At 44.4% G+C, this 21,703-nt stretch carries 18 protein-coding genes; 9 read left to right on the plus strand and 9 right to left on the minus strand.

Features of this window, described 5'->3' with window-relative positions:
- The first annotated feature begins 35 nt into the window (after nt 1-35).
- The 5 genes from ACWYU8_RS03300 to ACWYU8_RS03320 all read left to right on the plus strand — a co-directional run bounded on the left by ACWYU8_RS03300 (nt 36) and on the right by ACWYU8_RS03320 (nt 6,436).
- Nucleotides 36-887, plus strand: a complete 852-nt coding sequence (locus ACWYU8_RS03300) for an MIP/aquaporin family protein (RefSeq protein ID WP_457517116.1) — start codon at nt 36-38, stop codon at nt 885-887.
- Nucleotides 888-937: 50 nt separating this feature from the next.
- A complete protein-coding gene (gene glpK / locus ACWYU8_RS03305) occupies nt 938-2,455 on the plus strand; it encodes a glycerol kinase GlpK (RefSeq protein ID WP_457517118.1) in 1,518 nt (505 codons plus the stop codon).
- Nucleotides 2,456-2,625: 170 nt separating this feature from the next.
- Nucleotides 2,626-3,417: a DeoR/GlpR family transcriptional regulator gene (locus ACWYU8_RS03310; RefSeq protein WP_457517120.1), complete on the plus strand. Its 792-nt coding sequence runs from the start codon at nt 2,626-2,628 to the stop codon at nt 3,415-3,417.
- Between the two features lie 177 nt (nt 3,418-3,594).
- A complete protein-coding gene (gene glpD, locus ACWYU8_RS03315) occupies nt 3,595-5,154 on the plus strand; it encodes a glycerol-3-phosphate dehydrogenase (RefSeq protein WP_457517122.1) in 1,560 nt (519 codons plus the stop codon).
- Between the two features lie 334 nt (nt 5,155-5,488).
- Nucleotides 5,489-6,436 (plus strand): CorA family divalent cation transporter, encoded by a 948-nt coding sequence (locus tag ACWYU8_RS03320; RefSeq protein ID WP_457517124.1) that lies wholly within the window; start codon nt 5,489-5,491, stop codon nt 6,434-6,436.
- A gap of 57 nt (nt 6,437-6,493) precedes the next feature.
- On the opposite strand, the gene ACWYU8_RS03325 is transcribed toward ACWYU8_RS03320, so the two are convergent.
- Complete coding sequence (locus tag ACWYU8_RS03325; RefSeq protein WP_457517126.1) at nt 6,494-7,678, minus strand: NnrS family protein; 1,185 nt, start codon at nt 7,676-7,678, stop codon at nt 6,494-6,496.
- 186 nt (nt 7,679-7,864) lie between these two features.
- Between ACWYU8_RS03325 and ACWYU8_RS03330 the strand changes: the two genes are divergently transcribed.
- Complete coding sequence (locus ACWYU8_RS03330) at nt 7,865-8,416, plus strand: gamma-glutamylcyclotransferase family protein (RefSeq protein WP_457517128.1); 552 nt, start codon at nt 7,865-7,867, stop codon at nt 8,414-8,416.
- A gap of 213 nt (nt 8,417-8,629) precedes the next feature.
- Nucleotides 8,630-9,643, plus strand: coding sequence for a substrate-binding domain-containing protein (locus ACWYU8_RS03335; RefSeq protein WP_457517130.1), 1,014 nt, complete (start codon nt 8,630-8,632; stop codon nt 9,641-9,643).
- Between the two features lie 143 nt (nt 9,644-9,786).
- On the opposite strand, the gene galM is transcribed toward ACWYU8_RS03335, so the two are convergent.
- The 5 genes from galM to ACWYU8_RS03360 form a co-directional block, all read right to left on the minus strand.
- Complete coding sequence (galM, locus tag ACWYU8_RS03340; protein ID WP_457517132.1) at nt 9,787-10,851, minus strand: galactose-1-epimerase; 1,065 nt, start codon at nt 10,849-10,851, stop codon at nt 9,787-9,789.
- Nucleotides 10,852-10,860: 9 nt separating this feature from the next.
- Nucleotides 10,861-12,021, minus strand: a complete 1,161-nt coding sequence (galK, locus tag ACWYU8_RS03345; RefSeq protein WP_457517134.1) for a galactokinase — start codon at nt 12,019-12,021, stop codon at nt 10,861-10,863.
- Nucleotides 12,022-12,256: 235 nt separating this feature from the next.
- A complete protein-coding gene (locus tag ACWYU8_RS03350; RefSeq protein ID WP_457517136.1) occupies nt 12,257-13,315 on the minus strand; it encodes a UDP-glucose--hexose-1-phosphate uridylyltransferase in 1,059 nt (352 codons plus the stop codon).
- Nucleotides 13,316-13,410: 95 nt separating this feature from the next.
- Nucleotides 13,411-14,427: a UDP-glucose 4-epimerase GalE gene (gene galE / locus ACWYU8_RS03355; RefSeq protein ID WP_457517138.1), complete on the minus strand. Its 1,017-nt coding sequence runs from the start codon at nt 14,425-14,427 to the stop codon at nt 13,411-13,413.
- 321 nt (nt 14,428-14,748) lie between these two features.
- The gene (locus ACWYU8_RS03360) at nt 14,749-15,669 is read right to left on the minus strand and encodes a LysR family transcriptional regulator (protein ID WP_457517140.1); all 921 of its coding nucleotides are present in this window, start codon (nt 15,667-15,669) and stop codon (nt 14,749-14,751) included.
- A gap of 110 nt (nt 15,670-15,779) precedes the next feature.
- On the opposite strand from ACWYU8_RS03360, the gene chrA reads away from it, so the two are divergent.
- A complete protein-coding gene (gene chrA / locus ACWYU8_RS03365) occupies nt 15,780-16,919 on the plus strand; it encodes a chromate efflux transporter (RefSeq protein ID WP_457517142.1) in 1,140 nt (379 codons plus the stop codon).
- A 205-nt stretch (nt 16,920-17,124) separates the two neighbouring features.
- Nucleotides 17,125-18,543: an O-antigen ligase family protein gene (locus ACWYU8_RS03370; RefSeq protein WP_457517144.1), complete on the plus strand. Its 1,419-nt coding sequence runs from the start codon at nt 17,125-17,127 to the stop codon at nt 18,541-18,543.
- A gap of 162 nt (nt 18,544-18,705) precedes the next feature.
- On the opposite strand, the gene ACWYU8_RS03375 is transcribed toward ACWYU8_RS03370, so the two are convergent.
- The 3 genes from ACWYU8_RS03375 to ACWYU8_RS03385 are packed head-to-tail and all read right to left on the minus strand — an operon-like array spanning nt 18,706 to nt 21,701.
- Nucleotides 18,706-19,722: a tetratricopeptide repeat protein gene (locus ACWYU8_RS03375; RefSeq protein WP_457517146.1), complete on the minus strand. Its 1,017-nt coding sequence runs from the start codon at nt 19,720-19,722 to the stop codon at nt 18,706-18,708.
- 60 nt (nt 19,723-19,782) lie between these two features.
- A complete protein-coding gene (locus ACWYU8_RS03380) occupies nt 19,783-20,730 on the minus strand; it encodes a type II secretion system F family protein (protein WP_457517148.1) in 948 nt (315 codons plus the stop codon).
- 2 nt (nt 20,731-20,732) lie between these two features.
- Complete coding sequence (locus ACWYU8_RS03385) at nt 20,733-21,701, minus strand: type II secretion system F family protein (RefSeq protein WP_457517150.1); 969 nt, start codon at nt 21,699-21,701, stop codon at nt 20,733-20,735.
- Between the last annotated feature and the right edge of the window lie 2 nt (nt 21,702-21,703).

Genomic DNA, 21,703 nt, shown 5'->3' on the forward strand with positions numbered 1-21,703 from the left:
GCTAGATAAACAAAAACAACTAAAGGACTCTTAACATGACTACCAACAAACACCCCTCTCTGCTCGGAGAATGTTTGGCCGAGTTTATCGGTGCGGGACTACTCATATTCTTCGGCGTTGGCTGCGTTGCGGCTTTGGTGCTAACCGGCGCTTCTTTTGGACAATGGGAAATCAGCATAGTATGGGGATTAGGTGTAACCATCGCAATTTACTGTACTGCCGGCGTTTCAGGCGCACACATTAACCCGGCAGTCACCATTGCACTTGCCATGTTCCACGGCTTCGATAAAGCGAAAGTAGTGCCGTACATCATCGCTCAACTACTCGGTGCGTTTTGCTCTGCTGCTTTGGTCTACAGCTTGTACGCCAACCTCTTTACTGATTATGAAATCGCACACAATTTCGTACGTAGTAGCCAAGAGGCCTTAGCAACGGCGGGAATTTTCTCGACCTACCCACACGCTTCTCTCTCATTCTCTGGTGCTTTCGCGGTGGAGTTCGTGATTACCGCCGTTTTGATGTTTGCGATTTTGGCGCTGGGTGATGAAAGTAATGGCGCGCCACGTGGGGCTATGAATCCTCTGTTGATTGGTATTCTTATCGCGGTGATTGGTGGCTCACTTGGCCCACTAACGGGATTTGCGATGAACCCAGCGCGTGACTTTGGACCAAAACTGTTCGCCTACTTTGCTGGCTGGGATTATGCTCTGACCGGCGCTAAAGATATCCCGTACTTTATCGTTCCGCTCCTCGCCCCAATTGCAGGTGCCTGCTTTGGTGGTTGGCTATACCCGAAAGCGATTGCAGCTTATCTTCCGCAGCAGGGTCACGGTTGTACTATTCCTAACCAATGTGACACAGAAGAGACCGAAGAAGCTCGAGCTTAACCACTGACTAATTACTAAAATGTAAATAACAGAACAAAAGGATTCTTACCATGACTGAGCAAAAATACATTGTTGCCCTAGACCAAGGCACAACAAGTTCTCGTGCAGTAATTCTTGATCATGACGCAAACATCGTTAGCGTTGCTCAACGTGAGTTTACTCAGATTTATCCTCAAGCAGGTTGGGTTGAGCACGATCCGATGGAGATTTGGGCGACTCAGAGTTCGACATTGGTTGAGGCTTTGGCTAAGTCAGGCATCCGAAGCGACCAATTAGCTGCCATTGGTATTACCAACCAACGTGAAACTACAGTTGTCTGGAACAAAGAAACGGGCAAACCGGTTTACAACGCCATCGTCTGGCAATGTCGCCGCACCGCAGAAATCTGTGAAGATTTAAAACGCCGCGGGTTAGAAGACTACGTGCGTGATAACACAGGCCTAGTGCTTGACCCGTACTTCTCCGGCACAAAAGTGAAGTGGATTCTTGATAATGTAGAAGGCGCGCGTGAAGACGCAGAAGCGGGCAAACTGTTATTTGGTACGATTGATACTTGGCTGGTATGGAAAATGACTCAAGGCCGTGTACACGTAACAGATTACACCAACGCGTCTCGTACGATGCTATTTAATATCAACGACCTATGTTGGGACCAGAAACTACTGGATGAACTCGGTATTCCTGCGTCAATGATGCCAGAAGTAAAACGTTCTTCTGAAATATATGGTCAAACTAACCTTGGTGGTAAAGGCGGAACACGTATTCCTATCGCTGGTATTGCGGGTGATCAACAAGCCGCACTTTATGGTCAGATGTGTGTAAAAGCGGGTCAGGCAAAAAACACCTACGGTACGGGTTGTTTCTTGCTGATGAATACCGGTCAGGAAAAAGTTACTTCTACCCACGGCTTGCTCACTACTCTGGCATGTGGTCCAAAAGGCGAACCTACATACGCGTTGGAAGGCGCTGTATTTATGGGCGGCGCGTCCATTCAGTGGCTGCGTGATGAACTTAAGATTCTGAACGGCGCTGAAGACTCTGAATACTTCGCAACAAAAGTGGACACGTCAAACGGTGTGTACGTCGTTCCTGCATTTACAGGTCTTGGTGCTCCATACTGGGATGCATACGCACGTGGTACTATTGTTGGCCTGACTCGAGGCGTAAACTCCAACCACATTATTCGTGCAACCTTGGAAGGTATCGCTTACCAAACGCGCGACGTACTGGATGCGATGCAAGCCGATTCAGGAATCAAGCTTAAAAGCCTCCGTGTAGACGGTGGAGCCGTTGCAAATAACTTCTTAATGCAATTCCAGGCTGATGTGTTAAATACACAGGTACTTCGCCCGCAAGTCACCGAAGTGACAGCCTTGGGTGCCGCATATCTGGCGGGACTGGCCGTGGGATACTGGGACAGCCTAGACGAACTGCAAGGTAAAGCCGTCATCGATCGTACGTTCGAACCTCATGAAGACGAAGAAAAACGTAACCGTCGCTACAAAGGCTGGAAGCGTGCAGTAAAATGTGCTCAAACCTGGTCTGAGCTTCACGACGACGAAGATTAATTCTTCATCAATAAGAACGAAGAGCGCCATCCGAGCGCTCTTTTTTGCGTCTTACCCCCGATTCCTTGGTCGCTTTACTTCTCATAACGAACGAGTTCGAGCACAATAGCGCGAATTTCTATTTTCGAATTTGAAGCATTGGCGAAAACCAGTGCACAAGGGAGTGGTAAGTGAAACAAATACCAAGACACCAACAGATTGTTGAACTGGTGAAAAAACAAGGCTATGTCAGCACTGATGAGTTAGTAGAGCGATTCAATGTCAGTCCGCAAACGATTCGACGCGATCTTAATGAACTCGCAGACGACAACAAAATTCGTCGTTATCACGGTGGCGCTACCATTCCCCTAAGTTCTGAAAATACATCCTACAACACACGTAAAGCACTTAATTTCAATGAAAAAGACATCATTGCAGAAGAAGTGGTAAAGCACATTCCTGATGGCGCGACCTTATTTATAGATATTGGAACGACACCCGAAGCGGTTGCTCGTGCGCTCAACAAAAACCACAAACAGCTTCGTGTTGTAACCAACAACATCAACGTCGCGACCATTCTGTTCCCTAACCCAGAGATCAAGGTCATCTTAGCTGGCGGTGAGGTGCGAAGCCGCGACGGCGGTATTGTCGGCGAAGCAACATTAGACTTCGTCAAACAATTCCGTCTCGATTTTGGCATTCTCGGTATCAGTGGCATTGATTTCGACGGTTCATTGCTGGATTTCGATTACCATGAAGTGCGCGTGAAGCAAGTGATTATTGACAATAGCCGTAGCGTATTTCTCGCAGTTGACCACACTAAGTTTGGCCGTAATGCAATGGTGAAACTGGGCAATATTGCGCAGTTAAACATGGTATTTACCAACAAGCAGCCTCCCGAAGAGATTCTGGCCATCTTAAGAGAAGCATCTATTCCTCTTGAAGTGGTTAAAACCAACAGCCTGATAGGTGAGCCGGAATAAATAAATCGCTCAAACTTGAACCTTCAAATGACCTCTGCCTTAATTAGACAGAGGTTTTTTTGTGCCCAAATCACACAAACGCTCAAAAACGAAAATAAGTAGTGACCAAAAACGAAACCTGAGATACGATTAAATCATGTTCTAAAATGCTCGTTCGCTCACCAAGAGGTCAAATTTATGAGTATACAAAAAAATTCTTCCACGACAGACTCATCCACTACTTTAGACTTGATCGTTATTGGTGGCGGCATCAACGGGGCTGGTATTGCAGCCGATGCTGCAGGCCGTGGGTTGAGTGTTGGCTTATATGAAGCAAACGACTTTGCATCTGCAACCTCTTCAGCAAGTTCTAAGCTGATTCATGGTGGCTTACGCTATCTTGAACATTATGAGTTTCGTTTGGTTTCGGAAGCGCTCACTGAGCGTGAAGTCATTCTTCGTAAAGCACCTCATGTCGCTTTGCCAATGCGTTTTCGTTTACCCCATCGTCCATTTTTACGCCCGGCCTGGATGATCCGCTGTGGCTTATTCCTTTACGATAACTTGGGTAAACGTACGACTCTACCGGGAAGTAAAACGGTTAATCTTGCAAAATCAGGCTTGTTAAAACCAGAAATCAAAACGGGTTTCGAATATTCAGATTGTTGGGTCGATGATGCGCGTTTAGTTTTACTTAATATTCTTGCTGCGCGTGAAAACCATGCAGAAGTTCGTAACTACTGCCGAGTAGAAAAAGCCCATAGAGAAGGCAATATTTGGCATGTCACGATCCATAATGTCATGACAGATCAACGTTTTGAACGTAAAGCGAAAGCGCTGGTTAACGCCGCAGGCCCTTGGGTTAAACAGTTCTTTGATGAAGGGTTAGATCAAGCGTCGCCGCGTAATATTCGTTTAATCAAAGGATCACACATAGTGGTTCCCCGAATCCACAACGAGCCGCAGGCTTACATCCTGCAAAACAAAGATAACCGTATCGTATTTATGATCCCGTACCTGGACAAGTTCTCTATTGTCGGTACAACAGATGTAGAGTACAAAGGCGATCCACGAGAAGTGGCGATCACTGATGACGAAGTCGATTATCTGATCGATATTGTTAACCAGCACTTTGTCCACCAGCTAACTCGAGACGATGTGGTTTGGACATACAGTGGCATGCGTCCGCTTTGTGATGATGAGTCAGACTCACCACAAGCGATCACCCGAGACTACACCTTAGAGCTAGATGCAGAATACGACCAGGCACCACTGTTGTCAGTGTTCGGCGGTAAGTTAACGACCTACCGCAAACTGGGCGAAGCCGCGATGAAAAAGCTGGCTCCGTTCCTGCCACAAATGGGCGCTAACTGGACAGCAAACCAAGCCTTGCCAGGCGGAAATTTCAGCTGTAGCCGCGAGCAACTGGCGAAACAAATTCATGCCAAGTACTCGTGGGCACCAGAAGCACTGATTCTGCGTTATGTGACTCAGTTTGGTACTCAGACGTGGGATCTAATGGCGGATGCTGTGAGCATGGCCGATTTAGGACAAACTTTCTCGCCACAAGCAAGCGGCGTATATCAACGAGAAATTGATTACTTAATGAACCATGAAATGGCACTCACTGACGAAGACATTTTATGGCGCCGAACAAAACTTGGCCTGTACATGAGCGACGAAGAAAAACTCTCGTTGGCAAAGTACTTAAAAGACAAGTTGCAGCAAAACGTTGTCAATCTTTGTGAAGTTGGTTAAACATCACTTACCCAAGTTAAAGCCTGCTATCACTCCCGTCATTCCGAGGAGCCTTAGCGACATCAGGAATCTTCTTACTTGTGGCTCGTAGCCGAGGTTACCCCTTCAGCATCAGCAAACTCAGTAAGAAGATCCTGAATCACGCTCCTTCATCGCTGTTCAGGATGACTTGTTCAATTGAACAGAAGTTAAGCGAACAATATTGTCCTGCTACCAGCAGGCTTTTTTGTTTCAGCAGTGACAAACAAACTTTTCGTAGACTTTTCAATTGAAATGCAATCATACTCATTTAACAGACGTTTACTGCACGTAATCTCATGATAAGGAAAAGAATATGGGGTTTATGATTGAGCATTGGGATTTTTCGACCCCGGTAGCAACTCAAGAATCAACGACATCACAGGAGATAAAAGCCAAGCACTGGTACCACTGTGAAAGGTTACATCCAGGTATTCGCGAATGGCTAGAGAGCAATCAGGTTCCTCGAGCCACCGTCGACCATTTACTCGCAGATGAGAGCCGCCCGTCATTCCACCCTCTGGACGATGAAAATTTCATGCTGATCCTGCGTGGCATCAACATGAATGAAAATGCCGCTCCTGAAGATATGCTGAGTATCCGCATTCTGTATTTTCAAGGCGCGCTCATTTCAACACGAAAAATACCATCACGCGCAATCATGGAAATTCGCCAGGCGTTGGCTGAGCAGAAAGGACCAAAAAGTCTCGCAAGCTTGCTCAATCAAATCATTGAAGGGTTGAATGGCAAAATTGACGATTACTTAGACACCATTGAAGAAACCCTGAATCACTTTGATGTTAATGACGAGTCAACCTACAAACATATCTCAGCTCAAAAGGCACTAATATCCATCAAGCGTTTTATTCGCCCACAACAATACGCGATTCGGGACCTGCTTGAATCCAACTCTGATTTAGTGCTCTCCAGACCTCATCAGTATCGATTCGCGCACAACAACATTACGCGCATCAACGAAACGATTGAATTTTATCTTGGAGAAGTCGCGCTGTTCCAAGACGAGATCAAACATAGCCGAGATGAAAAAACAAATAAAAACAGTTATTTATTTACTCTTGTTGCGACCATTTTCTTACCAACCAGCTTCTTAACCGGCCTGCTTGGTATCAATATTGGTGGGATGCCTGGCGTGGAATCAACGACCGCTTTCACCTGGTTCTGTGTAGCGCTAATCGTGATTTTTGGTCTGGAGTGGTTGCTGTTAAAACGCTTTGGGTTGACCAATAAAAGCGACGACGAGTAATCTCGCTAAAATGCTCAAAAGAGGAGATGTGCTCTCCTCTTCCATTAGCCTACATTTTTAGCCCGGGTGGCCATCAATACGCGGCGTAATCAGCATAACGCCGAATCGCCAGACAAACAGTCCATACGCTAAAATCCATAACCCGCCACTGATATCAATCCAGAGCATCATGTTTGACGGATCAAATATTACAGCAAAGCTCCGTACCACCGCGGCAGCAATAATCGATGCAAAGGCAATGCTCATATTTGGGCCTTTGTAAATCATACGCCCTGTATGCCCCATGGTGACTCGAGCAATCATCGCTAAAATCAAGCCGCCCAGAGCTCCTATTGCGAACAAGTGAATCAAGTTATGGCTTGCAAATGCGTCCCCCCAGGTCCCACGCAACAGTAAGCTTATCGGCAAACACAGGTACGCGGCATGCAGTGACCACACCAACGGCTCGCTCAACGTTAGCCAAGGCTTCCAGCGCAAGAAACGAATTAGCTGTGCGATGCCTGCGAATAGCATCAGAGGATTGCCTATTTCCGCAAATGTCACGGGGAAAAAGCTCAGGATAAACAACATCACTAATGGCAAGTTTGCCAGCCAGTCGAGCCACGCTAAAGGCTGGGCTTTCTCGAAGTTAAATCGACGTGCGGTAAAGAAAGGGATCACCCTTGCCCCCATCACAGAGAGCAGCAAGGTAAACCACCACAGCATGGCCTGCCACACCGCAGAGGAAGTAAACGGTGGCATGCCTTTTACCGTCGCATAACTGGCAAAGTTAGCAAAAATCGCCAATAAGAAAAGTGGAACAAAAAACAGATTACGCCACCCTTTTGACTGGTAAACACGAATGCCAACTTCATAAGCCACAGACAGCAAAAACAGCGCTTCAATAATGCTGATTAGCCATAACGGGACGGGCGTCCAAAGCAGTATTCTGGGAGCAAGCCACAAGCCAAAAATCGCTAAAAGTGTGTAGTGCTTGGTGCCGTTGATTCCAGTCCAGTTTTGAACAGCCGTCAAAACAAACCCAGTGACAATAGCCATTGAAAAACCAAATAACATTTCGTGTACATGCCACCATAATGCAGGGACACCAAGTGCACTTGGCTGGCCGGTCTGGAACATCCACACCCACAGAGCTATCGCAACAACGGCATAAATAGCGCCAAATAGGAAAAACGGCCTAAACCCTAAACGCAGCCATGCAGGGATTTTCTCTTCCACTTTTTTATCGGTGATGTTCAGCATTATCTTGCCCTCAAGCTTCAGTCTATGCAGGTTAATTCAGCTACAAAATCGATGCTAACATAAACATACATAAAATATACATGTTTATGAGCAAGATTATACTTTAGGGGTAAAGTTGTGCTTCTCCGAACGGTTAGGTATAAAGAAATAGTTGCTGAAAGAAATAAAGAAAGGGACACAAATAAGATGTACATATTCGGCTATGGCAGCTTAATCAATTCTGCTTCGCGCAAGTTAACCGGACAAACGGGAACGGCTATTCCTGTCATCGCTCACGGACTAGTGCGCTACTGGGGAAAAATCGATGAGAGTTACACCCTGTCTCCGCTAATCGTTAACGAAGGTGAAGGACAAGTCAATGGCGTATTACTTGAAGTCGATGAAGCCGCTTTAGCAGAGTTCGATCGCCGCGAACGTGGCTATCACCGCATTCAAATTCGCCCTGAACAAATCGAGACAGAGCTGTCATTTAACCGCGAGCATGCCATTTGGGTCTATGTAAAAGATGCGCCGTTACCGCCCTGCTCTAACAGCCCGATAATGCAAACTTACGTCGATACCGTTATGGCGGGGTGTCTGGAAGTTTCTCATGCTTTTGCTGAGCATTTTGTTCGTCATACTGTTGGTTGGCAGCATGCGAAAGAGAATGATCGCCACCAGCCTAAATACGGTAATCTGGCGGGCGTACAAGATCATCACTACGAATTGATTGACGCGCTGATTGCGCAACATGCTTAGTTCCTACCCCTAAAAAGCGTCATTCCTGATTGAGACGAAGGATCTTAGTCGGGAATCTCACGCCCCCAAAAGATAACGTTTACACTGATATAAATTCATTATTTACATAGAGTAAGCGCTCAACACCTCATAAACAAAAAAGCCAAATTGCACTTATTACACATTGGGTGTTTAATACTTGCAGTCAAACGTTCTCATACACAAAGGTCAGATATGGCAACCATCAAAGATGTTGCAAAAGAAGCCGGCGTATCGGTCGCTACGGTATCGCGCGTGATCAATAAATCACCTAAAGCAAGCCAATCATCCATTGATGCAGTTACTCAAGCCATGAGCAAACTCGGTTATCGGCCAAATGCCGCCGCTCGGGCACTGGTAAGCCAGAGCACCAATACGATTGGCGTGTTGGTGAGTGATGTGTCCGATCCTTTCTTCGGTACGTTGATCAAGTCTGTCGACACCGTGGCTCGTGAAAACGGTAAGCACATATTAATTGGTAACGGTTACCATAAAGCAGCGGACGAGCGCCGGGCGTTAGAATTATTGGTTAACAGTCGTTGTGATGCACTTGTCATACACGCCAAGGGATTATCTGACGAGGAACTGATCAGCTACGCAAACGAAGTCAAAGGAATGGTATTAATCAACCGTCATATTCCAGAACTGGCCGAGCGCTGTATTTCTCTCGATAACCGCAAAGGGGCATTCTTAGCAACGGAATATCTGATTCGCCACGGCCACAGTAAGATTGCCTGTATCTCCTCGTCTCACGATATCGAAGATACCGATGAACGCTTGCAAGGTTATCAGGCTGCACTAAAAGAATATGGTATTGAGCTATCAAAAAGCTATATCGAATATGGTGAACCAAACAGTGATGGTGGCGAAGTGGCAATGACAAACCTATTGACCAAATCTCTCGAGATAACTGGTGTCGTCGCTTATAACGACTACATGGCAGCGGGCGCATTAGCCGCTTTAGATCAAAATGGTATTGAAGTACCGCAACAGGTTTCGATGGTAGGATTTGATGATGGATTAATTGCTCGATTCGTCCATCCAGGTTTGACTACTATCCGCTACCCTATTGAGATGATGGCAGAAAGAGCGACTCGTCTGGCACTAGCGCTGTCACGCGATGAAAAAGTTGAAGATGAGACGATCATTTTTAGTCCGACTTTAGTGCGCCGAGATTCTGTGGCAAAAATTTCTGTGGCAAAAATATAGACAAGCAATAAATGTGAACCACTCTTGAATGGTGTCTTGACTGGCTTACGATGAAAAAAGGTGGGCGTAACTGCTCATCTCGCTACTGGACGATAATGATCAATGCTTTCGTTACATTGATAACCGCCCACCAAAAAGGCTATCTAAAATTCAAACTGATAAACAGTCTGGTGCTGATAGCAACCCCCAGAGCTCAACACCCCTCGGTTGAGTCCCCATTCTGGTTTGTTTGGTCCGTCAGGAAAATATTGGGTTTCCAAGGCCAGACCATCGTAAGACTCGTATACTTTGCTCGCGCCAGGCGTGCCCGCCAGAAAGTTACCGCTATAAACCTGAATCGCAGGTTTGGTGGTTTTTACTCTCATCAAGACATCTTCTTTCGGAGCGATCAGAACCGCGGCGGCAGACACACCATCGGTCTCTTCAGGCGTGAACACAAAAGCGTGATCATAGCCAGCAGCGGTTTTCTGATCTTGTTCGGCAAGGAAATCTTTCCCAATCCACTTAGGCTCAGTGAAATCAAAGCTTGTTCCTGCAACTGGCTTTTGCTCACCAGTTGGAATTAATCCCGCATCGGTTGGCAGATAGTATGTCGCGTTCAGTTGCAATGTATGCGCTAACGCATTCTCTTCGCTGCCTTCTCCCGCTAAATTGAAGTACGCGTGATTGGTTAAATTCACCGGGCAAGTCTTGTCGACGCTCGCTCCATATTCGATGATTAACTCATTATCATTCGATAAGATATAGGTCACTTTGACATCGAGGTTGCCAGGGTAACCTTGATCACCATCTGGAGAATTCAGCACGAATACCACTTGCTGAGAACTGTGATCCACGATCGTCCAGCGCCTTTTATCAAATCCGTTTAAGCCACCATGAAGCGCGTTTTCACCATTATTGATGTCAAGTTGATAACGCTGTCCTTCAACTTCAAACTGACCTTTTGCGATACGGTTGGCAAAGCGACCAACAATGGCACCAAAGTACGCGCCTTGCTGCATGTGTTCTGCCATATTTGCGGAACGCAGCAGCACTTCGCGGTGCTCTCCGTTAATCGGAAGCGTACAACTCAGCCATGTCGCTCCAATATCCATAAACGATGCCGTCATGCCATTTGCATTGGTTAAGTGGATTAGATTGGCGTTTTGACCATCAAACGACGGTGTTTTTGCCATCGTCTGCTCCAACGGTTTAAATACTGCTTCCATCACTTACCCTTACAGCACGTCGACCAGACCCGCGCCCTCTTTTGCCTGACAAACGTAAATCGACTCTTTTAACCCTGTCGCAGCTTCATACTTCGCTTCAACGGTTGCTTTTACTTCGTCAACCAGAGTTGGCGGAACTAACGCCACAACACAACCGCCAAAACCACCACCGGTCATACGTACGCCACCCTGTTCGCCAATCACTTCTTTGACCATTTCAACCAGTGTGTCGATCTCTTTGACCGTAATATCGAAATCATCACGCATTGAAGCATGTGACTCCGCCATCAACTCTCCCATGCGTTTCATATCATGAGCACGCAGAGCTTGTGCAGCTTCCACCGTACGATCGTTTTCTGTAATAACGTGACGCGCGCGTTTGGCGACCATTTCATCAAGCTCAGAGGCTTTTTCGTTAAACTGCCCAATAGTCACATCTCGCAGTGCCTTAACGCCAAAAATACGTGCAGCCTCTTCACATTGCTGACGACGCGTGTTGTATTCGCTATCAACCAGACCACGCTTTTTATTCGAGTTGATGATCACCACCGCCATATCTTCAGGCATTGATACTGCTTCAGTTTCAAGGCTACGGCAGTCCAGAAGCATCGCGTGATTTTCGCGGCCTTCCGCTGAAATCATTTGATCCATGATGCCGCAGTTACAACCGACAAATTCGTTTTCTGCCTGCTGACCGTTTAATGCAATTTCTGCCTGGCTGATTTCCAGATTAAACAACACTTTAAACGTTTGACCTATTACCACTTCCAGCGCTGCTGAAGAGCTTAAACCCGCACCTTGTGGAACATTACCAGTCACAGAGATATCTGCACCAGTGAACTGATAACCGCGTGCAAGCAGACACTTAACCACACCACGAACATAGTTCGCCCACATTTTATCTGCCTGGAAAGTGATGCCCTTACTGAGATCGAACTCATCCACAGCATTGCCGTAATCAACGGACACCACACGGACCAGATTGTCGTCGCGCTTTGCTGCCGCAACGACCGTTTGGTAGTTAATCGCACACGGCAGGACAAAACCGTCATTGTAGTCAGTGTGCTCACCAATCAGATTGACGCGACCCGGCGCTTGGATGATATGACTTGGTGCATAGCCCAATACTTGCTCAAAAGAAGCTTTCACATTTTGGATTAGATCAGACATAGTTAAATCTCTTTATTAAAGGTCCTAGATCCTAGATAGCTAGGTCCTAGGAAAACGAATACAGATTACGGAATACAGGCGACACTTCTAGTGTCCTAGGCTCCTAGGTTCTAGTTCCCAGGAAAAGATTAAAGACTACAGAATACGGATCACAGAGATCGAGCCTTCCTTCTGTATTCCGCAAGCGAAGCGCTCCGTATTCAGTTTTCCTTCCCTAGAACCTAGGACCTTTGTTTTACCTAGAACCTTCCTTATAATGCACATCACTCAAATCACGCAGACGCTGTGCCGCTTGCTCAGCGGTTAAATCGCGTTGGCTTTCTGCCAGCATTTCGTAACCCACCATGAATTTACGAATTGTCGCGCTACGCAATAGTGGCGGGTAAAACAGCGCATGCAGCTGCCAATGGTCAATGTCTGTGCCTTCTTCAAAGAACGGCGCGTAATGCCAGCCCATCGAGTAAGGGAAAGAGCACTGGAACAAGTTGTCGTAACGGCTGGTCAGTTTTTTGATTGCCACTGCGAGATCATCTCGCTGATCATCGTTTAGCTCACTCATGCGGCGAATGTGTGTTTTTGGTAGCAGCATGGTTTCGAATGGCCAGGCCGCCCAGTAAGGTACAACCGCAACCCAGTGTTCAGTTTCAACAACAATTCGTGAGCCGTCTTTTAGCTCAGCCTGAACGTAATCAACCAACAGGTTGCTGCCGTTCTCTTGGTAATACGCTTTTAGGTTATGCTCTTTACGTTCTATCTCATTAGGTAAAAAGCTGTTCGCCCAAATCTGACCGTGTGGGTGAGGCTGAGAACAACCCATGGTCTCACCCTTGTTTTCAAAAGCTTGAACCCAGATAAAATCTCTACCCAACTCTTCTATCTGCTCATCCCAGGTATCAATCACACCGCGAATTTTATTCACTGGTAACTCTGGCAGCGTTTTGCTGTGATCCGGAGAGAAACAGATCACTCGGCTCAAACCACGTACACCCTGAGTTTTGAATAATGGGTTGTCCGACTCAGGCGCATCAGGTGAATCCACCATCAGAGCCGCAAAATCGTTATTGAACACATAGGTGCCTTGGTAATCAGGGTTCACGTCACCTGAAATACGTTCGTTGGTCGGACACAGGAAACACTTGCCGTCGTAACTCGGTAATTCATCCACCGCAGGTTTTTCATCAGCACCACTCCATGGGCGCTTTGCCCGGTGTGGTGATACCAAAATCCACTGACCCGTCAGTGGGTTGTAACGACGGTGTGGATGATCCACTGGATTAAATTCAACATTCGACATCTTACTTACTCAACTTTCAAAATAGGTTCTTTTCACTGCATATCTCGATGAGATTGGATCTGCAGCCCGGCTTAAATTCCTCAGCGGAATCACCTTTAGGCGGAATAACCTTGAGGATTATTTGATTGCCATAGCCAGGTATCCGCCGTCATTTCCGCGACACTGCGTGTTGCCTTCCAGCCAAGATCTCGCTCTGCCTTTTCAGTGCTCGCCCAGCACTCAGCAATATCACCGGGTCTGCGAGGACACAGCTCATAAGGAACTGGCTTACCACAAGCCACGCTAAACGCCTCAACCATTTCGAGTACGCTTGAGCCTTTACCTGTTCCGAGGTTATAAATGTGTAGTCCTGATTTTTCGCCTACAGCTTTGAGTGCTGCAATGTGGCCATCCGCTAAGTCCATCACGTGGATGTAGTCACGAACTCCGGTGCCATCAGGCGTAGGGTAATCGTTACCAAAAACAGACAGTTTTTCACGTCGACCTACCGCGACTTGGGCTATAAACGGCATCAAGTTATTTGGAATACCTTGTGGATCTTCACCCATGGTGCCTGACGGGTGAGCACCAACCGGATTGAAGTAACGCAGCAAAGTGATGCTCCAGTCATTTTCAGCATTGAACAGATCGCTCAGACACTCTTCCACCATGTATTTACTGCGGCCATATGGATTGGTGGTTGCACCAGTTGGCGAATCTTCAGTAATAGGTACGATGTCCGGATCGCCGTATACCGTTGCGGATGAACTAAACACAATACTTTTCACGCCCGCTTTACGCATGCTGCGCGCCAATACCAGTGAGCCATTGACGTTGTTGTCATAGTATTCCAATGGCTTAACAACCGACTCACCCACCGCTTTTAAGCCTGCAAAGTGAATCACAGCTTGAATTTCGTGCTTCGCAAATACCGAATCCAGAAAGGCTTCATCACGAACGTCGCCCTGATAAAACGTAGGTTGCTTGCCTGTTAACGCTTCAATTCTGCTGAGAACTTCGACCTTAGCATTGCACAAGTTATCAATGATGATTGGCTCCATTCCCGCTTCAATCATCTGCACGCACGTGTGACTGCCGATGTAGCCCATACCGCCTGTGACAAGAACTTTCATTTTTTGCTTCTCCACTGTTGCAGCTTCATGTTTGTCTCCTGCTTCAGTGTCGATTGAGCTTGTTTAACCGACACTGAGTAGGTACGCCGACCTCTTAACTGGTTAAAAGTCTATCAACCAATGCGGTATCAGATCCGTGATCGAACTCAAATAGTGTAAACGTTTCCACCAAATTACACAAATGAGCACTTCTTTCCAAATAACAGAGAGAATGAAAAACCAGAACGCAGCCTCTGGCATGAGTCAATATAACTTTGCGGGATAATTCAGCGTGAAAGGCATGAAGGGGTAAACGTTATCACCCTTATTTTTGCTAAGAACTTATTTTAGGCAAGTGATCGATTCTGCGACTGCTTTTCTCAGCCAGATGCCTTTTTCATCATTTGTGCGGCTGGTATGCCACAGCATCGAAATATCAAAGTCCGCGACAGGGACTGGAGGTGTCATCGTAACAAGACCATCAGCAAAGTCTTCTGCCAGCGCCATTTTCTCCGGCACAATCGCAATTAAATCTCGATGCTTAAGAAGATGACGGATAGTGAGAAAGTTTCGTGACGCCACCGTTACCTTGCGGCTCAAACCATACTCGGCAAGCTTTTGGTCTACTTGTGTCTTTAAGCTTCCATCAGGACTTACCAAGGCTTGTTCAATGCTAGCGAACGCTTGCAGAGATAATTGTTGTTCCCCTTTCAACACTTGCTTGTCACACAAACAAACGTGCTTCTCGGTATACAAATACAAACTGTCAAAGTTGTCGTCCAATACCGGCATACTGCCTATAACAAGATCCAGCTTATCCTGTTCAGTACGCGCGATGTAGTTACTACGATCGACATTGATAAAACTGATTTGCGCTTCTGGAGCACGGCGATGAATTTCATCATAGAGCTGTGGAGCAAAAATGAATTCAGCGTAATCGGTTAAACCAATTCGACACACGCCCGAATAGTTTTCAGGATCAAACGTCGATTTAGTCAGCAAATCTTTGGCAATGGAATCCAGCAAGCGATGGACCGTCGGCGCAATTTTATGAGCATGCTCGGTAGGATCCATTTTGTGCCCTTTGCGCTCAAACAAAGGATCGTCAAAAAGCAGCCTTAAACGCGACAAGCTATGACTCATGGCTGATTGGCTAACGAAGCTATTCTCCGCGGCTACACTCACACTTCGATAGCGGTAAAGATAAGAAAAGGTCACCAATAAATTTAAGTCTATGTTGCGCCACTGGATTTCGTCTTTCATTTGATTACCAATCCCATTTCATTCATAAATTAAATCAACACTATCAATTTGAGTCATTCTATAACAGCAGATAAATTATCAACAATTCAAATCAGATAAACAGGCTCAACATGTTTGCCATCTTCAAAACTTTCTTCTGGCTAGGCTGGTTCAGCTTTGGTGGACCTGCCGCCCACATTGGCTATTTCCGCCAGACTTTCGTGGAAAAACTAAAATGGTTAGATGACAGTGAATACGCTCAAATCGTCGCATTGAGCCAATTTTTACCCGGGCCGGGTTCCAGTCAGGTAGGTTTTGCATTAGGTTACAAGCGCGGCGGTTTGAGTGGCGCTTGCGCTGCGTATGTTGGCTTTACGCTGCCATCCGTGCTCATCATGCTGGCATTAGCGATGGTGAGTAGCCAGATAACCGATACGGCTCTGTTTCAAAACATCGTGCACGGATTAAAACTGTTAGCAGTCGTTGTCGTTGCTGACGCCACGTGGGGAATGTACAAGAACTTTTGCCAGACAAAACTCACTGCAGGATTATGTGTCGCAACCGCGATAGCCCTGTTACTTGCACCGGGCATCCTGACTCAGATGCTGGCGTTAATCATCGCAGGAGTGGTCGGTACACGTTATCTAAAGAAAGAGTCAGCTATAGCAACAGAAGCATTCAAACCAACCTTAACGCCACTGGTGATCTTTACTGTTTTGTTATTCGGCTTACCGCTTATTGCTCACACCATGCCAATGCTTGGTTTATTTAACGACTTCTTCCAGGCAGGAAGTTTAGTATTCGGTGGCGGCCATGTCGTGCTTCCCCTATTAGAAAATATCCTTGGCGATCAGCTCAGCCAAGACGCATTTTTAACCGGCTACGCCGCCGCACAAGCCGTACCGGGCCCGATGTTTACATTTGCAACGTATATTGGTTATGAGCTGTCTGACACACCAATCCTAGGCGCACTAGTCGCAACCCTAGGTATTTTCTTACCAGGATTCCTTCTGCTACTCGGCGTACTAAAGAACTGGCAATCACTGGCAGGTAAACCAGCGGTATCAGGAGCAATAAGTGGCGTCAACGCTTCAGTAGTTGGTCTGCTGCTCGCAGCACTTTACCAACCCGTATTTACCAGCGCCGTAGTTGCTCCAATGGATATTGCTTTGGTTATTACAGGTTTCTATTTGCTCAAGAAGCTGAACGTTTCGATACTGTGGATGATAGTGTTTTTTGTTGGGGTGGGAGTTGTCAAATCGGCTATGTAAAGAAAAAATGAACCCCAGCTGGCCACAAACATAGCAGTGATTAAGGTTATTTAAGTTTTTACCATGAAAAAATAAATTTACTTGCATTAAATTACATAAACTATGAATAATATGTTCAATTACATGGATGATGAATATAAAATAGTACAAATTTTATAGTTTTTATACCTAAAAGTTAAATGCAATAAATCAATGGGAAGATTTAATGAAAATAGATATATCGCTCGCACAGTACTACCCCAAATTTTTATTGCTTTTTATCTTAGTTGGAACCGTGATATTAAGCTTTACTCCTTACTGGTTAGATCCTATAACTCTTTACGATAACAAAAGATTTTTTACTATCTTTTATCTATTAATGACTGCAACTGTTGTCATTTTTTCTTATCCAATTCGAAAGAATATAATTCAATCTTTCTTGAGCTTGTCTCGTTCTAGCCAAATTTTTATATTTTTAGCATTATGTTATGCATTTTTTGTAAACTTTTTTAGTTTGTATTGGGTTAAATCACAAGCAGTATTTACCTATACGTTGCTTTTTATAATTGTAATCGCAATCTTACATCCCATTGTCTTAGAAAGTAAATTACTCATTTTACGCCTTTATATTTGGTTAACTTGTGCGATGTTTTTATCAGTTGTTATTTACCATTGGATTTCAACATCGATTGGAGTCACCCCAAACTATAGATCCATATTCAGTTTTGTAAACCCAAGGTTTATTAACTATATACAAATCTGGCTTATCTTACCTTTGCTCTACTTTGCTTGGAAAAATAAAACTCACTCTAGAAGCTGGGTATATGCAACTCCCGTGGTTATGCACTTTAGTCTATTAATTACCTTAGACTCTCGAGGGGCTTTCATTGCTGCGTTTTCAGGTATCGTTTTGTGGATAGTTTTGTCACCAGACAAACTATCACGTATTAAATTCATTATGATTCTTATGATGCTCGGTATAATAATTAAATGGACGCTATTTACACCATTACCTCAATACTGGCTTCATGGTATCTGGCCAGCAGGGCAAGGGGATATAAGATTAAGTGATTCAAACCGACTCGACTTATGGTCAAACGCGATTGCAATGATAACGTTTTGGGGACATGGAGGAGATACATTTGTATGCAATAATGACGTAATAGCTCGTTGCCCGCACAATTCCGTATTATTAATGACTGTGGAATGGGGTGTTATAACGAGTTTATGTTATATCAGCTTATTACTTATGGCTTTTTATCGTGTCTACAAAACATCAAGTGAGAATCTAAAAGTTTTGGGTATTACTATGTTATCTGGCTTCGCCTATAGCCTAATATCGGAAGTATTGAATCAACCATTGAGTCAAGGCTTGACTGCAATTTCTGTAGCATTATTTTGGGCAATATCAAGCGAAGCAGATACTCCGTCAACAAGTAAAACAATAGCACCAGTTGTTTCAAAAATTTCGCATGCTATGCTGGTCTTTATTGCAATTTGGGCATTGATTTTTATTGGTTACAAAACCTACTTGAGAATTGACAACCAACAATACCGCCACATAAAAGTTGATTATTATTTGCCTCAGTTTTGGATTGAGCAAAATTGCATGGATGAGAAACCCAAATTGATGCTTTCTAAATAGACAATCAAATAACTTTCTATTGAAGAGGGCTGCGTTACATGCCCTCTTACACCTACTCGTATCATTTTTCCTATTCATTTTTGGAAAGTACAGCAATCCAATGAAGTTAAGTGTAGATAGAGACAACACGAGACTGTTCACTAACAACCAGATAATTGCAAATCAATGAATAAACGCTTTAGATGTATCTCTTTCAGCCCTTACCATTGCGAGCGCACGTTCTAAATTATCATTCGCTTTGGCATAGTAAGATGGACTTTGATCAATCGCTTCCTGAAGGTATGGAATCGCTTCTCCAGGTTCCCCTCTCAAAATCAGGAAATATCCTACACTGTTCAGAGCTTCCGATGAAGACATATGGTGCCCAAAAATGCTCAAGGCTTTTCTCGGTTCTCCTTTAGCTATTGCAATTAAACCTAAATTATTAATCGCTTTTTCACTGTTGCTATTGATACCCAAGGCCGCATTAGTAAAATGAGTTGCTTTAGCATAGTCTTCGACCATGTAGTACGAATATCCAAGACTAACAAGAGCACTCTCGTTATAAGGTTTGATATCTAACGCTTTACGTAAAAATGCTTGGGCGATATCGTGCTTGTTGTTGATATCATACAAAACGCCTAGACCGATATAAGCATTAACGGGTGATTTCTCATCGTATCTAAGTGAGAGAATATTTTCGCTAGAAATGTTATTCGCTGTTATATCCCCCTGCCCACCGAGGCGTAATTGGTCAGCGTTAAGAGCACGTAAATAGTAACTTAGCCCGACATCTTTACGTCCTTGCTTGGTGTAGAGTTTTCCTAGCTCTTCTAACGAACCTATGTGGTTTGGGTTTTCGGCAAGAGAAGCACGGTAAGCCCTGTCGGCTAACTCAAAATCTCCACGAGTCTCGTGAATTCGGCCGATGGTATATAACGTCTTATCTTTATGAACCCCATCTTCAAATGTCAGAGAACGTATATATTCATACAAAGCAAGATCCGTATTGTTACTGGTTAACGCAGCATCTCCTCGAGTAATTGCCTCAGCCTCATTAGCAGGTGGTTGATCATTCGTTAACGCCTCTACAGGCTTGCCCGAATACAAACTTTTATCAAAGGCTGCTTGCTTTGTCTCGTTGCTTGCACACCCAGAAATCAATAACGCGCACAAAGTAAGCGAGTAAACTTTCCACATAATCTTCCCTTAATATATATGTTCTTATAACTATATTAGTTATTAATTAGCTTTTATATGTCATTGCTTCGAAAATGCTTCAATAAGAGTAATAATTGATGGTCCAATAGCTACGATAAAAAAACATGGCCAAATAAACAACACCATAGGAAACATCATTTTTACCGGAATCTTTGCAGCTATTTCCTCTGCAGCTTGTTGTCTCTTATCTCGATAGTCTTCTGTATATTCACGCAATGAATCAACCAGGCTTCCCCCCATTCGCGAAGCGTGACTTAACATACTGGCTAGCCCCATAAATTCGTCTAAGCCAGTTCTGATAATCATCTCTTTTAAGCTATCAGGCATCGATTTACCTGCTTGGATTTTCAAACAAACAGTATCAAGTTCGTCCGCCAAATCTGGGTGAGAGATTACCATTTCATCAGCAACACGACGTAAAGAAGCATTGAAGCCTAATCCTGATTCGGTACACACAACGAGTAAGTCAAGCATATCAGCCACACCTAAACGAATTCGTTCCTGACGCTTTTTAGCTAGCTTTTTTAAAAAAAAATCAGGCAAAAATAAACCTACAAATACACATATAATCATAGACGTATAGAGCTTATTGGATTGTGGTAAAGACATATATAGCCCAACAGCGACTATCACGCCTATTATCGTAGTAAGCGATTTAATTGAATAAAATAAAGAGAGCGCATTTTTTTGGTGAAAACCAGCATGCATTAATACCATTCTTGTCGTCTGCTGCTCTTTCTCACTACCAGCTGAAGACAGAGGAGCTAACGTTTCTAACGTGTTCATCACTTTTTCATTACGCGATGTGTGCTTTGTTTTTTCACCCGTCGAGATCTCAGATAATTTCCTCTTTACCGGAGAGTTAACACCTATAACTACATACCCAATTGTCATTACAAAAAGTATCGTTGTTACCAATACAAATAACATAAACAATACTTCTGTGCTGATATTAAAGCTCGAAACAAAGTTATTTAACACATCCATAACTACACCTCAAAACTAACAATCTTACGAATCCACATAGAGCCGATAAAAAGAGAAACCATACCACCTATAATCATTTTTACGCCTATTGGATGGTTATGTAAGATAGCGATATAACTAGGGTTGAATATAGCGATGATGATATACATAACAAATGGTGCAAGAACGAGAACCCAAGCAGACATTCTTGACTCGGCGGAAACTGTTTTTATCTTTCTCGCAAGCTTAAACCTTCCTCTTAATACTACTGATAACTTTTCAATATTTTCAATTAAGTTGCCGCCGGTTTCTTTTTGCAGCAATACTGCGCTTGAAAAGGCCATCATAGAAACAGTAGGGACCCTCTCTATTAACTGCATAATAGCCAAACGCATATCGTAACCATAATTGAGTAAACTAAAGGTATTCTTAAATTCCGGACCAATTGGAGAGGGCATTTGAGTACCTACCTCACCAAAAGCCTGGTTAATAGGCTGACCTGCTTGTAAAACACGTTTGATGATATCTAGAGCTTCAGGCAGTTGCTCTTCAATTTTTATCAATCTATCAGCTATACGTTTTTGTATAAGGAAGTACTCAACGAGCCATATCGCAAAAGCGACTCCTATTCCTATATACCAACGCTGACCAACTAAAATCAATGCTAAACAAGCGATAACTCCAGAAAAAAAAGAAAGAAACAAGAACCTACCAAAAGTTGTGTCTATACCAGCAAGTTCAAGCTTCTTTTTAAAAACCTCGAATAAAGAAAACTGAACTAAGAACCTTTCCACACTAGATAAATTCTTTAGCGAGTTTTCCTTTAATAAAGAAATACTCTCCTGATCTACATTCCTATGGCTCTCTTTAATTCGTTGAATTAAATGTCGATGTTTTACCTTTTTCCCGGCAGAAGGCATGATCAGTGCCTGACTGATAAAAAACACGGACAAGAATAGCAAAAGCAAAAATAGTGGCAATTGACCGCTCATAA

This window comes from Vibrio limimangrovi, assembly GCF_054064025.1.

Bases quoted from the DNA above. Each gene is read 5' to 3' on its own strand.
- galK (WP_457517134.1), bottom strand. From the start codon at position 12,021: ATGTCTGATCTAATCCAAAATGTGAAAGCTTCTTTTGAGCAAGTATTG.
- ACWYU8_RS03335 (WP_457517130.1), top strand. From the start codon at position 8,630: ATGGCAACCATCAAAGATGTTGCAAAAGAAGCCGGCGTATCGGTCGCT.
- chrA (WP_457517142.1), top strand. From the start codon at position 15,780: ATGTTTGCCATCTTCAAAACTTTCTTCTGGCTAGGCTGGTTCAGCTTT.
- ACWYU8_RS03330 (WP_457517128.1), top strand. From the start codon at position 7,865: ATGTACATATTCGGCTATGGCAGCTTAATCAATTCTGCTTCGCGCAAG.
- ACWYU8_RS03350 (WP_457517136.1), bottom strand. From the start codon at position 13,315: ATGTCGAATGTTGAATTTAATCCAGTGGATCATCCACACCGTCGTTAC.
- ACWYU8_RS03385 (WP_457517150.1), bottom strand. From the start codon at position 21,701: ATGAGCGGTCAATTGCCACTATTTTTGCTTTTGCTATTCTTGTCCGTG.
- ACWYU8_RS03320 (WP_457517124.1), top strand. From the start codon at position 5,489: ATGGGGTTTATGATTGAGCATTGGGATTTTTCGACCCCGGTAGCAACT.
- glpD (WP_457517122.1), top strand. From the start codon at position 3,595: ATGAGTATACAAAAAAATTCTTCCACGACAGACTCATCCACTACTTTA.
- galM (WP_457517132.1), bottom strand. From the start codon at position 10,851: ATGGAAGCAGTATTTAAACCGTTGGAGCAGACGATGGCAAAAACACCG.
- ACWYU8_RS03360 (WP_457517140.1), bottom strand. From the start codon at position 15,669: ATGAAAGACGAAATCCAGTGGCGCAACATAGACTTAAATTTATTGGTG.
- ACWYU8_RS03325 (WP_457517126.1), bottom strand. From the start codon at position 7,678: ATGCTGAACATCACCGATAAAAAAGTGGAAGAGAAAATCCCTGCATGG.
- galE (WP_457517138.1), bottom strand. From the start codon at position 14,427: ATGAAAGTTCTTGTCACAGGCGGTATGGGCTACATCGGCAGTCACACG.
- ACWYU8_RS03380 (WP_457517148.1), bottom strand. From the start codon at position 20,730: ATGGATGTGTTAAATAACTTTGTTTCGAGCTTTAATATCAGCACAGAA.
- ACWYU8_RS03370 (WP_457517144.1), top strand. From the start codon at position 17,125: ATGAAAATAGATATATCGCTCGCACAGTACTACCCCAAATTTTTATTG.
- ACWYU8_RS03300 (WP_457517116.1), top strand. From the start codon at position 36: ATGACTACCAACAAACACCCCTCTCTGCTCGGAGAATGTTTGGCCGAG.
- ACWYU8_RS03375 (WP_457517146.1), bottom strand. From the start codon at position 19,722: ATGTGGAAAGTTTACTCGCTTACTTTGTGCGCGTTATTGATTTCTGGG.
- glpK (WP_457517118.1), top strand. From the start codon at position 938: ATGACTGAGCAAAAATACATTGTTGCCCTAGACCAAGGCACAACAAGT.